12 protein-coding genes and 2 pseudogenes are annotated in these 13,474 nt (G+C 70.3%); 7 read left to right on the top strand and 7 right to left on the bottom strand.

The genetic code is table 11. The features are described from left to right. Window positions 1–150 precede the first annotated feature (150 nt). Window positions 151–1,611 carry an aldehyde dehydrogenase gene (locus IF19_RS0110700; protein WP_030276456.1) on the top strand — a complete coding sequence of 487 codons (1,461 nt, stop codon included), beginning with the start codon at window positions 151–153 and terminating at the stop codon, window positions 1,609–1,611. Further along, window positions 1,611–1,844, top strand: a complete 234-nt coding sequence (locus IF19_RS0110695) for a ferredoxin (protein ID WP_030117870.1) — start codon at window positions 1,611–1,613, stop codon at window positions 1,842–1,844. The genes IF19_RS0110700 and IF19_RS0110695 overlap by 1 nt, the downstream gene beginning before the upstream one ends. A 369-nt stretch (window positions 1,845–2,213) precedes the next feature. Here IF19_RS0110695 and IF19_RS1000000138905 read toward each other — a convergent pair. Together IF19_RS1000000138905 and IF19_RS1000000137400 are read right to left on the bottom strand one after the other, a co-directional pair. After that, a pseudogene (locus IF19_RS1000000138905) lies at window positions 2,214–2,513 on the bottom strand (contact-dependent growth inhibition system immunity protein); the annotation flags it as partial. Window positions 2,514–2,644: 131 nt separating this feature from the next. Then, window positions 2,645–2,977, bottom strand: a complete 333-nt coding sequence (locus tag IF19_RS1000000137400; RefSeq protein WP_128647755.1) for a hypothetical protein — start codon at window positions 2,975–2,977, stop codon at window positions 2,645–2,647. 863 nt (window positions 2,978–3,840) lie between these two features. Between IF19_RS1000000137400 and IF19_RS1000000138900 the strand changes: the two are divergent. Beyond that, window positions 3,841–4,698: pseudogene (locus IF19_RS1000000138900) on the top strand (IS630 family transposase); the annotation flags it as partial. Window positions 4,699–4,854: 156 nt separating this feature from the next. Here the strand turns inward: IF19_RS1000000138900 and IF19_RS0110665 are convergent. Next, window positions 4,855–5,466: a TetR family transcriptional regulator gene (locus IF19_RS0110665; protein WP_030117872.1), complete on the bottom strand. Its 612-nt coding sequence runs from the start codon at window positions 5,464–5,466 to the stop codon at window positions 4,855–4,857. A 263-nt stretch (window positions 5,467–5,729) separates the two neighbouring features. Here IF19_RS0110665 and IF19_RS0110660 point away from each other — a divergent pair, with 263 nt between their 5' ends. From IF19_RS0110660 to IF19_RS0110650, 3 genes are all read left to right on the top strand, one after another. After that, window positions 5,730–7,043 (top strand): glycosyltransferase family 4 protein, encoded by a 1,314-nt coding sequence (locus IF19_RS0110660; protein ID WP_030117873.1) that lies wholly within the window; start codon window positions 5,730–5,732, stop codon window positions 7,041–7,043. A 70-nt stretch (window positions 7,044–7,113) separates the two neighbouring features. After that, window positions 7,114–7,845, top strand: a complete 732-nt coding sequence (locus IF19_RS0110655) for a class I SAM-dependent methyltransferase (RefSeq protein ID WP_030117874.1) — start codon at window positions 7,114–7,116, stop codon at window positions 7,843–7,845. Beyond that, window positions 7,842–8,915, top strand: coding sequence for a glucosidase family protein (locus IF19_RS0110650; protein ID WP_030276449.1), 1,074 nt, complete (start codon window positions 7,842–7,844; stop codon window positions 8,913–8,915). The genes IF19_RS0110655 and IF19_RS0110650 overlap by 4 nt, the downstream gene beginning before the upstream one ends. Before the next feature lie 84 nt (window positions 8,916–8,999). Here IF19_RS0110650 and IF19_RS0110645 read toward each other — a convergent pair whose 3' ends face one another. Beyond that, window positions 9,000–9,290, bottom strand: coding sequence for a hypothetical protein (locus IF19_RS0110645; protein WP_030729087.1), 291 nt, complete (start codon window positions 9,288–9,290; stop codon window positions 9,000–9,002). A gap of 216 nt (window positions 9,291–9,506) precedes the next feature. Here IF19_RS0110645 and IF19_RS0110640 point away from each other — a divergent pair, with 216 nt between their 5' ends. After that, window positions 9,507–10,286 carry a maleylpyruvate isomerase family mycothiol-dependent enzyme gene (locus IF19_RS0110640; RefSeq protein ID WP_030117878.1) on the top strand — a complete coding sequence of 260 codons (780 nt, stop codon included), beginning with the start codon at window positions 9,507–9,509 and terminating at the stop codon, window positions 10,284–10,286. 19 nt (window positions 10,287–10,305) lie between these two features. Here IF19_RS0110640 and IF19_RS0110635 read toward each other — a convergent pair whose 3' ends face one another. From IF19_RS0110635 to IF19_RS0110625, 3 genes are all read right to left on the bottom strand, one after another. Then, entirely contained in the window at window positions 10,306–11,316 is a 1,011-nt protein-coding gene (locus tag IF19_RS0110635; RefSeq protein WP_030117879.1) for an LLM class F420-dependent oxidoreductase, read from the bottom strand. Between the two features lie 112 nt (window positions 11,317–11,428). After that, the gene (locus IF19_RS0110630; protein WP_030729091.1) at window positions 11,429–12,286 is read right to left on the bottom strand and encodes a DUF5336 domain-containing protein; all 858 of its coding nucleotides are present in this window, start codon (window positions 12,284–12,286) and stop codon (window positions 11,429–11,431) included. Window positions 12,287–12,453: 167 nt separating this feature from the next. Next, window positions 12,454–13,347 (bottom strand): N-acetylmuramoyl-L-alanine amidase, encoded by an 894-nt coding sequence (locus IF19_RS0110625; RefSeq protein ID WP_030117882.1) that lies wholly within the window; start codon window positions 13,345–13,347, stop codon window positions 12,454–12,456. Window positions 13,348–13,474 lie beyond the last annotated feature (127 nt).

Genomic DNA, 13,474 nt, shown 5'->3' with positions numbered 1-13,474 from the left:
ACTGTAACGAGAACTCGTTCCAGTGGTAGCCCGGGGCCACCACTTCTTTCGGCCGGGGGGCCGTTCGCACCGTGGACTCCTGGAACAGGAACTGGTATCAGTTCTGACGCACAGTCAGACGGCGGTGCCGGGCGGCGGGAGGCGACGGGCATGACCGAGCGCGTGGAACACGGAAAGCTGTTCATCGGCGGGGAGTTCACCGACCCGCTCTCCACCGGGGTCATCGAGGTGATCTCGCCGCACACCGAACAGGTCATCGGCCGCGTTCCGCACGCCTCGGAGGGCGATGTGGACCGGGCGGTCGCCGCCGCCCGCCGTGCCTTCGACGAGGGCCCCTGGCCCCGCATGACGCCGGACGAGCGGATCGCGGTGATCACCCGGATCAAGGACGCCTTCGCCGTACGCCACGAGGAGTTCGCCCGGCTGATCAGCGCGCAGAACGGCACGCCCTACAGTTCGAGCGTCATGGTGCAGGCGCTGGCCGCGATGATGGTCTGGGACTCGGCGATCACGGTGGCGCGGACGTTCCCGTACGAGGAACGGCGCGACGGCGTCCTCGGCCCGCTCCTGGTCCGCCGCGAGCCGGTGGGCGTGGTGGCGGCGGTCGTCCCGTGGAACGTCCCGCAGTTCACGGCCGCCGCCAAACTGGCCCCCGCCCTCCTGGCCGGCTGCACGGCCGTCCTGAAGGTCTCCCCGGAGACCCCGCTGGACGCCTATGTGCTGGCGGAGATCGTGGAGGAGGCGGGGCTGCCGCCCGGGGTCCTCTCCATCCTCCCGGCCGACCGCGAGGTCAGCGAGTACCTGGTGGGCCACCCGGACGTGGACAAGGTGTCCTTCACCGGATCGGTGGCGGCCGGCCGCCGGGTGATGGAGGTGGCCTCGCGCCATCTGACGCGCGTCACCCTGGAGTTGGGCGGCAAGTCGGCGGCGGTCATCCTGCCGGACGCGGACCTGGAGGCGGCGGTGGCGGGCATCGTCCCGTTCGCCTGGATGATCAACGGCCAGGCGTGCGTGGCCCAGACGCGCATCCTGGCCCCGCGCTCCCGGTACGACGAGATCGCCGAGGCGTTCGCGGCGGCGGCGGGGGCCCTGCGCGTGGGCGACCCCCTGGACCCGGCCACCGAACTGGGCCCGCTGGTGGCCCGGCGCCAGCAGCAACGCTCCCTGGAATACATCAGGTTGGGCCAGGAGGAGGGCGCCAAGATCCTCACCGGCGGCAGCCGCCCCGCCTCGCAGGAGCGCGGCTGGTACGTCGAACCCACTCTCTTCGGCTCGGTCGACAACTCCATGCGGATCGCCCGCGAGGAGATCTTCGGCCCGGTGATCTGCCTGATCCCGTACGCCGACGAGGCCGAGGCGATCCGCATCGCCGACGACTCCCCGTACGGCCTCAGCGGCAGCGTCTGGACGGCGGACACGGAACGCGGCATCGAGGTGGCCCGCCGGGTGCGCACGGGCACGTACAGCGTGAACACCTTCAGCCTGGACATGCTCGGCCCGTTCGGCGGCTACAAGGACTCCGGCCTGGGGCGGGAGTTCGGCCCCGAGGGCTACGGCGAGTTCTTCGAGCACAAGATGATCCACCTGCCCGCCGGCTACCGGGAGGCGTGATGGGCGACCGCTGGCACGTGGAGGTCGACCGCTCGGTCTGCATCGGCTCCGCCATGTGCGTCCACCACGCCCCGGACGCCTTCCGCCTGGACACCGCCCGCCAGTCCCACCCGACCCCGGAGGACCGCGACGCGGCCGAACAGCTCCTGACGGCGGCGGAGGGCTGCCCGGTGGAGGCGATCACGCTGACGCTGGCGGGATCGGGCGAGGTGGTCTTCCCGCCGGAGGAGTGAGGGGAGCGGGGCTGGGGGCGCGATGTCGTGTACGGGAACCCATCCGACGGCAGCGCCACCGTCCTGTGGCGGTGGAATGAGGGCAGCTCCGCACTTTGGACCGGCGAGGTGCCATGCCTTCGCGTGCCGCTGTACGTCGAGTTGCTCCAGAGCATCGGGCATCGTGGCGTCGATCGTCAGGGGGCCGGTTCCACGTCGATGCCGGCGACCACATGGGCGCTCTTTGCTTTGAGCACGTTTGGAACGGTGAAAGCTACTTCTGGGAGCTACTCTCTTTGAGGAATTCTGAATGTCCTCCCGAATGTATGACGAAATGCCGTCGAGCGCTGCGATGATCTCTTTCATCTCGGTAACCCAGCCCGGGTTGGATCGCCATACGTGCGACTTCCTCGTCAGTGCCGCCGTCAGCAGATCGTCATCGTTGAAGTCACTCAAGGACTGGTCATGCGCCGTTCTGTGAAGGATATCCAGCGCGATCGGGAGTAGCCAGGGAACGCCGATGTCCTGCCCGATGAGCCTGCTGACCTCGTGCGCATCAAGACGGCCCATGGGTAGTTTGCGTAGTTCGTAGGATGCTTTCACCAGGCCGGTAGCATCGGGTGGAGGTGCTGGCCATTTGATTCCCTCGATCTGCTCCAGGGATTTCGTTTCGTCGATTTTTCGACTCATCTTGTGCTCTCGACCGTTGGGCGTGTCGGCTCTGACGGGCCGGCGAAGGTCGCCAGGATTGACCATTTGTGGTGGATAGGCATCATGCTTCAATCAGTGATCGGATTTCTGTCTATCTCCCCGATCCGATGTCAGAAGTATTCGCTCGCGAGGTAATCGTAGTGTTCGGCGTCCGGCTCCGTCAGGAGGTCACGTCGTAGCTCGCGGAGTGCTACGACGTCCTCGGCTTCGACCAGACCGGACGCAGTCAGTTCGCTGAGAGCGTTCAGTTCGCTTTCGCGGCAATCTCTGTCCTCTTCTGTCGCCACTGCCGATGAGAGAAGTGTGGCTACTGTTCGAACCTCTCTCCGGTCGAACGAGTGAACCCAATCGCAGATTCTCTCCGAAGCTTCCTCTCTCGCCTTCGGTGAAGATGAAGAAAGATCTCCGGCGATTCCCAGGAGGTTCTTATTTCCTATGGCCATGCCGTTCCCTTCGGTGGCCTTCGCCTGCGACGAGGCCCGTTGAAGCCTTCAGGTCATATCGAATGTGTTCCGCCGGCACTGTCATGCCTGCTGTGTGGCCTGGTGGACAGAAGTGAACTGGTCAACGATTCGGCCTGGGGGTTGCCGAGGGGCTCAACGGGCGGAAGGACTGGCCGAAGGGCACGCGACTGATCGAGTGGGCGAGCGAAGCTGGTGAGCATGCATCAGAGTGAGCTCTGAATGATCGACCCGCGACTCAGGGGCGCCCCTGAGTCTCCGGAAAGCTCCACTTTGGCAGTGTGGGGAGGGTCAAAGAATTCGACGGCATTTCCATATCGTTCAATCCTGGTCAAAGTGAGATGCAGGCCTGCGGGCGCGTCATAATCTTCTGGAGCAAGCACGAAAACCTGTCCGAGGCGAGCAGTTCCGCTGATGCACCGGACTGTACATGTTCTTCCGTGATCACTTGCCTTCTCGATCTCGTAAATTTGCAGCTGGCTGCATTCGGCCATATTTGTACGCCTCCGCAATGAAATGCGATACCTGCGCATGGTCGCCACGTGCCCGCCCCGGCCCAGGAGCGGGCCCGCATCATTGCGCTGACACGCGTGACGCCGCCGGACAGGGCCGGGATTTCGCACTGGTCCGCGCGGGAGTTGGCGAAGTATCCGAAGCGGACCGAGAACATCTCGGTGTCCTGGCACAGCATCGCACGCATCTGACAGGAACAACCCCTGAAGCCTCACCTGTTGAGCGCCTTCAAGATGTGGAGGGACGCTACGAGAACGAGAGGTCGTTCAACTGGATCTCGACCGTCGGCGAGGCTCTGGCGAGGGTTCGGAGCATGGCATCGCTGTTCTCTGTCGACCGTGCGACGTAGCGAGAAGCAGTTCGGCCACATGGAGGCGGAGCTGGCGAAGGGGCCGGCCGCGCACGGCTGGGAGGGCCAGCGCTGGGCCCTGAGCCGCGTGAGAACGGTGATCGGCCGGCGCTTCCACCTGACCTGCACGATCCAGGGTGTGCGCAAGCTGCTGGTGCGCAACGGCTGGTCCTGCCAGGTCCCGGCCCGGCGGGCGATGGAGCGGGACGACGGTGCGGTGGCCGGGTGGGCCCGGGAGGTGTGGCCCTGCGCGGAAGACTTGCGGCGGTAAGTGGGGCCTGGCTCGTCTTCGAGGACGAAGCCGGTTTCTCCATGACGCCGCCGCAGGCGAAGACCTGGTCGCAGCGCGGGCGGACCCCGGTGGTGCGGGTCCCCGGCCATTCCCGCAGACGGATATCCATCGCAGCGCTGACCTGCTACGAACCCGGCCACCGGTCCCGGCTGATCTACCGGCCGCGAAAGGGCGACGGTCGGCGCGACGGCCGTAAGAGCTTCTCCTGGCGCGACTACCAGGACATGTTGACCGCCACACCAGCAGCTCGGCGGCCCGATCGTGCTCATCTGGGACAACCTCAACGTCCACAAAGCCGCCGGACTGCGGGAGTTCGCCGCCTCCCGGGACTGGCGGGCTATCTACTATCTGCCGCCCTACGCACCCGACCTCAACCCCGTCGAAGGGATCTGGTCCCTCCTACGACGCGGCTGGCTCTCCAACGTCGCCTTCTCCACCCCCGAACACCTCGTCCAGCGCATCCGACGCGGTCCACGGCACATCCAGTACCGCAGCGACCTCATAGGCGGCTGCCTCGCCGAGACCGGCCTGACCATCAGACCCGCCTGAGCAGAGACACGACATCACGAGTTCAACCTCAGTAGCCGCTGTAGAGGGGACGAGGGGAACGGCCCCGGCGCGCCCCCCTGTCCGCCCGGTCAGCCCCCTGGGCCCTTGGCCCATGGGCTCCGGGCCCTCGAATCCTCAGCCCCGGCCCCCGAACCCTCAGCCCTGAGCCGGCTTCGCCGTCAGGTCGATGAGGCGGCAGACCGTTTCGATGTCGATCTTCACCTGGGCGATCGAGGCGCGGCCGGAGAGCCAGGTGATCAGGGCCGAGTGCCAGGTGTGCTCGATGACCCGGACCGCCGAGAGCTGTTCCGGCGTGGGGTGTTCCAGGCCCATCGCGTCCAGGATGATCGCCGTCGTGAGCCGGGAGACCGTGTCCACCTCGGGGCTCACGCCGCGGTCCGCGAAGGTGAGGGCGCGGACCATGGCGTCCGCCAGGTGCGGTTCGCGCTGCAGGGCGCGGAACGCGCGCATCAGGGTTTCGGCCACGCGCTGGGCCGCGTCGTCGGCGGCCGGAGGCCGCTTGCGGAGCGTCGTGTGCAGCTGCTGGAGCTGATCCTGCATGGTCGCCACCAGCAGATGGATCTTGGACGGGAAGTAGCGGTAGAGGGTGCCCAGCGCGACCCCGGCGGCCTCCGCCACCTCCCGCATCTGCACCGCCTCGAACCCGCCCCGGCAGGCCAGCTGCGCGCTGGCGTGCAGGATGCGGCGGCGACGGGCCTCCTGGCGCTCGGTCAGCGCAGGCGCTGCCGGTCTGGCGTCCGCGGTCATGCTGCCCCCGATCCACGTCCATGATCCATGGCTTGATCCACCCGGACGGGCGAAACGGGCCGTCCGGGCGCGCACAGCATGCCAGGGGCGTCCGTCGTGGCGCGAATCACCTGATCCGGCCTCTCCGCCGACGCTACCTGCCGGTAGATTCGATGCACGTCGAGCGATCAAGTAGCAAACTAGTTCCAGCAACTCTGAAACTTGTTCTAGATTAGCGCGACCGGTTACGCTCCGGCGAACACGCAGTCAGAAGGGGGCCGAGTGTGACCGCTGAGGCCGTAGAGACAGGCCCCCGCACGGGCGACGGCACCACCTCCGGGGCCGCCGACCGGCCGTTGCGCATCGCACTCCTCACCTACAAGGGGAATCCGTTCTGCGGCGGCCAGGGCGTGTACGTACGCCACCTCAGCAGGGAGCTGGCCCGCCTCGGCCACAGCGTCGAGGTGATCGGCGCCCAGCCCTACCCGGTGCTCGACGAGGGCGTTCCGCTCACCGAGCTGGCCAGCCTGGACCTGTACCGGCAGCCTGACCCGTTCCGTACGCCGAAGCGCGGGGAGTACCGGGACTGGATCGACCTCGCCGAGGTCGCCACCATGTGGACCGGCGGCTTCCCCGAACCCCTCACCTTCAGCCTGCGCGCCCGCCGCCACCTGCTGGCCCGGCGCGGCGAGTTCGACGTCGTCCACGACAACCAGACCCTCGGCTACGGGCTCCTCGGCGACATCGGGGCCCCGCTGGTGACGACGATCCACCACCCCATCACCGTCGACCGCCGGCTCGACCTGGCGGCCGCGACCGGCCGCCGCCGACGCGCCTCCGTACGCCGCTGGTACGCCTTCACCCGCATGCAGAAGCGGGTCGCGCGCAAGCTGGACACCGTCCTCACCGTCTCCGGCTCCTCCCGCGACGAGATAGTCGAGGACCTCGGCGTCCGCGCGGACCGGATCAGCGTCGTCCACATCGGCGCCGACACCGACCTCTGGTCACCCGACCCCTCCGTCGCCGAGGTCCCGGGCCGCATCGTCACCACCTCCAGCGCCGACGTCCCCCTCAAGGGGCTCGTCCACCTCGTCGACGCGCTCGCCAAACTGCGCACCGGCAATCCCGACGCCCACCTCGTCGTCGTCGGCAAGCGCGCCGAGGACGGGCCGGTCGCCCGCGCGATCGAGCGGCACGGCCTCGCGGACGCCGTCCGGTTCGTCAAGGGCATCAGCGACGCCGAGCTGGTGGACCTCGTGCGCAGCGCCCAGGTCTCCTGCGTGCCCTCGCTGTACGAGGGCTTCTCGCTGCCCGCCGCCGAGGCCATGGCCACCGGCACCCCCCTCGTCGCCACCACCGGCGGCGCGATCCCGGAGGTCTCCGGCCGCGACGGGGAGACCTGCCTCGCCGTCGCCCCCGGTGACCCCGACGCGCTGGCCGGGGCGCTGGCCCGACTGCTGGACAGCCCCGAGCTGCGCGCCCGCCTCGGGGCCGCCGGGCGCGAGAGGGTGCTGGCCAACTTCACCTGGGCCCGCGCGGCCGCCGGGACGGCCGAGCTGTACCGCCGGGCGATCGCCGCCCGCGGAGTCCGCAGGTGACCGCGCACCCCCGGGGCGCCCTCCGCCCGCACATCGCCACCCGTACCTCCGACCTCGAAGGCAGGCCCCCGTGCTGACCGTCGACTTCACCCGCTTCCCGCTCGCCGCCGGCGACCGAGTGCTCGACCTGGGCTGCGGTGCCGGGCGGCATGCCTTCGAGTGCTACCGGCGCGGAGCACAGGTCGTGGCCCTCGACCAGAACGGCGAGGAGATCCGCGAGGTCGCCAAGTGGTTCGCCGCGATGAAGGAGGCCGGAGAGGCCCCCGAGGGCGCCACCGCCACCGCGATGGAGGGCGACGCCCTCAACCTGCCGTTCCCCGACGACTCCTTCGACGTCGTGATCATCTCCGAGGTCATGGAGCACATCCCGGACGACAAGGGCGTCCTCGCCGAGATGGTCCGGGTCCTCAAGCCGGGCGGCCGCATCGCCGTCACCGTCCCGCGCTACGGCCCCGAGAAGATCTGCTGGACCCTCTCCGACGCGTACCACGAGGTCGAGGGCGGTCACATCCGCATCTACAAGGCCGACCAGCTCCTCGCCCGCATGCGCGAGGCCGGACTCAAGCCGTACGGCACCCACCACGCGCACGCCCTGCACTCGCCGTACTGGTGGCTCAAGTGCGCCTTCGGCGTCGACAACGACAAGGCCCTGCCGGTGCGGGCGTACCACAAGCTCCTGGTCTGGGACATCATGAAGAAGCCGCTCGCCACCCGGGTCGCCGAGCAGCTCCTCAACCCGGTCGTCGGCAAGAGCTTCGTCGCCTACGCCACCAAGCCGCACCTTCCGAAGGCCGAGGCGTGAGCACCCCCGAGCAGACCGAACACCTCGTTCTCCCCGGCGTCCTGACGGCGTCTCAGGCCGCCGAGACGGTTGCCGCGATCGCCGCCGTACAGCGGGAGGACGGGGCGCTGCCCTGGTTCCGGGGGCACCACCTCGACCCGTGGGACCACACCGAGGCGGCGATGGCCCTGGACGCGGCCGGCGAGCACGAGGCGGCCGCCCGCGCCTACGAGTGGCTCGCCCGCCACCAGAACGCGGACGGCTCCTGGTACGCGGCCTACCACGACGGTGATCCGCACCGGCCGACCGACCGGAGCCTGGAGAGCAACTTCGTCGCGTACGTGGCCGTCGGCGTCTGGCACCACTACCTCGCCACCGGGGACGAGGCGTTCGTCGACCGGATGTGGCCCACGGTCTTCGCCGCGGTCGAGTTCGTGCTCCGGCTCCAGCAGCCGGGCGGGCAGATCGGCTGGAAGCGCGAGCCGGACGGCAAGCCCGTCGACGACGCGCTGCTGACCGGCTCCTCCTCGATCCACCAGGCGCTGCGCTGCGCGCTGGCCATCGCCGAGCAGCGCGAGGAGCCGCAGCCCGACTGGGAGTTGGCGACCGGAGCGCTGGCGCACGCCATCCGCAACCACCCCGAGCGCTTCCTCGACAAGGGCCGCTACTCGATGGACTGGTACTACCCGGTCCTCGGCGGCGCGGTCACCGGGGCCGAGGCCACCGCCCGCATCCAGGAGGGCTGGGACCGCTTCGTCGTACCCGGCCTCGGGGTGCGCTGCGTACTGCCCAACCCCTGGGTGACCGGCGGCGAGAGCTGTGAACTGGCCCTCGCCCTCTGGGTGACGGGGGAGTCGGACCGGGCGCTGGAGATCCTCCAGTCGATCCAGCACCTGCGCGCCGAGGGCGGGCTGTACTGGACGGGATACGTGTTCGAGGGTGAACGGGCCTTCTGGCCCGAGGAGTTGACCACCTGGACGGCGGGATCACTGCTGCTCGCGGTGGCCGCGCTCGGAGGGGACGAGGCGACCACCGCGGTCTTCGGGGGCGACCGGCTGCCGGTCGGCCTGGAGCCGGACTGCTGTCGCTGAACACCGGCCGGGACGAGGGCGGTTCGGCCCGGCGCTGTCGTACGCGCCGGGCCGAACCAGTGCCGTGTGGTGAGCGAGTCCGGCTCAGCGCCGGATCCGGCCCGCCACGGCGTGTCCGATGAAGAGGTAGACCAGGGCCGCCAGACCGTAGCCGGCGACGACGTTCGCCCAGGCCCGGTCGAACGTGAACAGGTCGTACGACCAGCCGGCCAGCCAGCGGGCCGCGTCGTGCACCCACTGCACGAAGTCGTTTCCGCGGTTGGCGTCCAGCAGGTACATCACGATCCAGAGGATGATGATGAAGGCCAGGATGTCGGCCACGACGGCGATCACACGCGCCGCTGAACTGGTTCCTGAACGGGTTCTGGGAGACATGGAGGTCTGGTTGCCGCTTTACGCAGGGTGAAACCCAGGCGATGGCCGGACGGGTCGGGGCGGTCGTCCGAAGGGCCTGGGGAGCCCGCGCGGTGGACCGGGGGCGGACGGAGCCGAGGCCGTCGCGGCGGGGCGCCGCAATGCCGATCCGCGCAGATGGCCACCCTGACGGTAATCCGGATGATCATCCCGGAGCCGCCGGTTAAGGTGCGCCCCATGACGCTTCTCTCCCACGCCCGTTACTGCGATGAGATCCTCGCCCAGACCGACGCCCTGCGCGCGGTGCTGACCGGCGCGGATCTCACCGCGACCGTCCCCACCTGCCCCGACTGGACCCTGCGCGAGCTCGCGGTCCATGTCGGCGCCGCGCACCGCTGGGCCGGTGAGATCGTCCGCAGCCGGGCCACCGAGGAGTTCCCGGAGGACGAGGTGCCCGGCGCCGAGGGGCCGGACGGCGAGGACCCGGCCGCGCTGGACGCCTGGCTCGCCGAAGGCGCGGCCGCCGTCGTCGCCGCGCTGCGGGAAGCCGGGCCGGACACCGAGGTGTGGACGTGGGTGACCGAGCGGCGTACGGCCTTCTGGGCGCGCCGCATGACGCACGAGACGGCCGTGCACCGGGCGGACGCGGCGCTCGCCGCCCGCGCCCCGTACGAGGTCGACGCCGAGGTCGCCGCCGACACCATCGAGGAGTGGCTGGGCATCGTCGCCCTGGCCCAGGAGGAGGGCGACCCGGAGGCGGCGGATCTGCGCGGCGGCGGACGCTCGTTGCACCTGCACGCCACCGATGTGCCCGGTGCGGAGTGGCTGATCGAGTTCGGCGACGACCGCTTCACCTGGCGGCACGCGCACGACAAGGCGACCGTCGCGCTGCGCGGTTCGCTCACCGATCTGATGCTCGTCTTCAACCGCCGCCTGGAACCGACCAGTTCGCGGGTCGAGGTGCTCGGCGACGCGGCGCTGCTGGACTTCTGGCTGGACCGCTCCTCGTTCGGCTGAGCGGCCGGCGGCTCGGCCCTCAGGAGTTGAGCTCCGCCAGGACCCGCAGGGTGTGCGGGTCCGGAGCGGTGACCAGCAGATCCGTCACCGGGCCCGCGCGCCACAGCTCCAGCCGCTCCGCGATCCGGGCGCGCGGCCCGATCAACGCGATCTCGTCGGCGAACGCGTCCGGCACCGCCCGCACCGCCTCCTCCTTGCGGCCCTGGAGGAACAGGTCCTGGACGCGGCGCGCCTCCTCCTCGAACCCCATGCGGGCCATCAGGTCGGCGTGGAAGTTGCGGGCCGCGTGCCCCATCCCGCCGATGTAGAAGCCGAGCATCGCCTTCACCGGCCACAGCCCCTCCGCCACGTCGTCGCAGACATGGGCGCGGGCCATCGGAGCGACCGTGAAACCGTCCCGGAGGCCGCCGAGCGACGCCTCGTAGACGTCCGTGCGCAGCGGCGACCAGTACAGGGGCAGCCAGCCGTCCGCGATCTCCACCGTCTGCGCGATGTTCTTCGGCCCCTCCGCGCCCAGCAGGAGGGGGAGCGAGGCCCGCAGCGGATGCGTGATCGGCTTCAGCGGCTTGCCGAGGCCGGTGGCGTCCGGGCCGTCGTACGGGTGGGAGTGGAAGCGTCCCGCCAGCTCCACCGGCCCCTTCCGCGCCAGCACCTGCCGGACGACCTCCACGTACTCGCGGGTCGCGGTCAGCGGGCTCCGGGGGAACGGCCGCCCGTACCACCCCTCCACCACCTGCGGTCCGGACAGGCCGAGGCCGAGCATCATCCGCCCGCCGGAGAGGTGGTCCAGGGTCAGCGCGTGCATGGCCGTCGCGGTCGGCGTACGGGCCGCCATCTGCGCGATGCCGGTGCCCAGCCGGATGCGCGAGGTGTGGGCGGCGATCCAGGTCAGCGGTGTGAAGGCGTCCGAGCCCCATGCCTCCGCCGTCCACACCGAGTCGTAGCCGAGCGCCTCGGCCTCCTGGACCAGGGCGAGTTGACCGGGGTCCGGGCCGCGGCCCCAGTAGCCGAGCGCGAGTCCGAGCCGCATTCCGCCTCCTCCAGCCGAAACTGACGCCCAGTCAGGTGAGCATGCCGGGTGGACTGTACGACAACGGCCCCCCGCCCGGAAGGGCGAGGGGCCGCGGGACGCTCGTCGGGGATCAGCCGCGCTGGATGCCCGTGGTGTCCTGGAGGACGCCGCGACGGCCGTCCTGCGTCTGGGCGATCAGGCTCTGGCCGCGCTGCTCCACCGCGAGGTACCAGGTGCCCGGAGCCAGTTCGGCGATCGGGTTCGGCGAACCGTCCTCGCCGTACAGCGGGCGGGCCACCGGCACGGCGAACCAGAACGGGGTGAAGTCGCCCGCCGGAGCGGCGCCGCCCTGCGCGGGCTGCGGAGCCTGGGCCTGCTGCGTATGCGCCGGGTCGGCCTGCGCGGGCCGGCCCTGCTGCGGGCCGCCCGGGTAGCCGTACCCCTGGCTCGGCTGCGCGCCGTACGGCTGCTGCTGGGCGCCGCCGCCCGGGTAGCCGTAGCCCTGGCTGGGCTGCGCGCCGTACGGGGCCTGGCCGCCCTGGACGCCCTGCGCCGGAGAGGCCGGGCTGAGCAGCGGGGCCTTGAGGAACGGCACCAGCGGCCCGGCGACCGCGCCCGCGGCCAGCACGATGGCGGCGAGCAGGCCGAGGATCAGGCCGGCGCCCGCGTTGCTGATGTCGAGGATCGTCCAGAAGGCGGTCCACAGGGCGAAGATCGAGAGCGCGGCGCCGAACTGGCCGAGGTCGAGCCAGGCCACCTTGCGGCCCGGCAGCGCACGGCTGACGACCACGAGGGCCGCGGCGATGACACCGGCGAGGAAGACGCTCATCAGAAGGCCGAGCGAGTCCCAGGCGTTCGGGTTGTCCATCCCGGCGCAGTCGACGCCCGACCGGCAGTAGTTGGAGTAGTCGAGGAAAGAGGCGATGAACAGCACGACCGCTGCTCCGATCACCACGCCGTCACCTCGAGTGAGGGATCGGATATTCACGTGAAGGTCCTTAGTCGGTCGTCTCGTCGGGGCGGTCGTCGCTGCCGCCGGTGCGGCTCGAAGCTCGGGAGCGGCTCCCCATCGTACGGATGAATCTATCGTCTGACCGGGCGGGTTGCTCCTGAACCCGGATCGTGATCGGGTATCCCCCCAATATCACCGCAGAACTACCCCTTCAGATAGCTGCTGACGCCGTCGGCCATGCCCTGGGCCGCCTTCTGCCGCCAACTCTCGCTGGTGAGCAGCGCGGCGTCCTCCGGGTCACGCATATTGCCGCATTCGACGAACACTTTGGGCACGGTCGACAGATTCAGTCCGCCGAGATCGTCGCGGGTGTCCAGGCCGGTCTTTCCGCCGACGTAATTGGACGGGGCGCTTCCGGTCGTACGAGCGAAGTGCCCGGCGATACGCGCGCCGAGATCGGCCGAACTCTTCACGATGGGCGTGGTGTCGGCCCCGCCGCCCTTCACCCGGGCGGGCAGGATCACGTGGAATCCCCGGTTGCCCACGGCCGATCCGTCGGCGTGCACGGAGACCACCGCGTCGGCCTTCGCCTCGTTGCCGATCCGGGCCCGCTCGTCGACGCACGGCCCGAACGGGCGGTCCGCGTCGTGGGTCAGGCGCACCCGGGCTCCCTCGGCCTCCAGCAGGGCGCGCAGCCGGTGGGAGACGTCGAGGGTGAACCGGGCCTCCGCGTAACCGTCGTTCGTGGACGTACCGGTCGTATCGCACTCCTTGCGGCCGGTACCCATGTCCACCTGCTCGTTGATCTCCCGCGTGTGGTCGCGGTTGCCCGGGTTGTGGCCCGGGTCGATCACCACGGTCCGGCCGGTGAGCGGGCCCTTCGGCAGCGGCTTCCCGGAGGCGGGAGCGGAAGCGGAAGCGGAAGCCGAAGCGGAGGGAGAGGCCCCGTCCGCGCCCGGGCGGGGCGGGGCGGCGTCGGGCCGGTCGGATTGCTCGCCGCCGCATCCGGCGGCGGTCAGGGAAACGGCGGCCAGCGCGGCGGCCACGGCCAGTGGCCGGGCGCGGCGGGTGGGGGGAGGGCTGTCGTCGTACGGCACGCGGCGATGCTACCCATGCGGGCAGCCCGGGCCCCGGCCCCGGCGCGGCGCGCCGGACCGCCCGGGCCGCCGGAACCCGGCCCCCATGGGGCGTACCGGAGCATCCCGTACGGCGCGGGGACCCGGG

It is taken from the genome of Streptomyces californicus (assembly GCF_000717645.1).
GTDB classification, from domain to species: domain Bacteria; phylum Actinomycetota; class Actinomycetes; order Streptomycetales; family Streptomycetaceae; genus Streptomyces; species Streptomyces californicus.
This window is presented reverse-complemented; position numbering and strand designations above follow the sequence as displayed.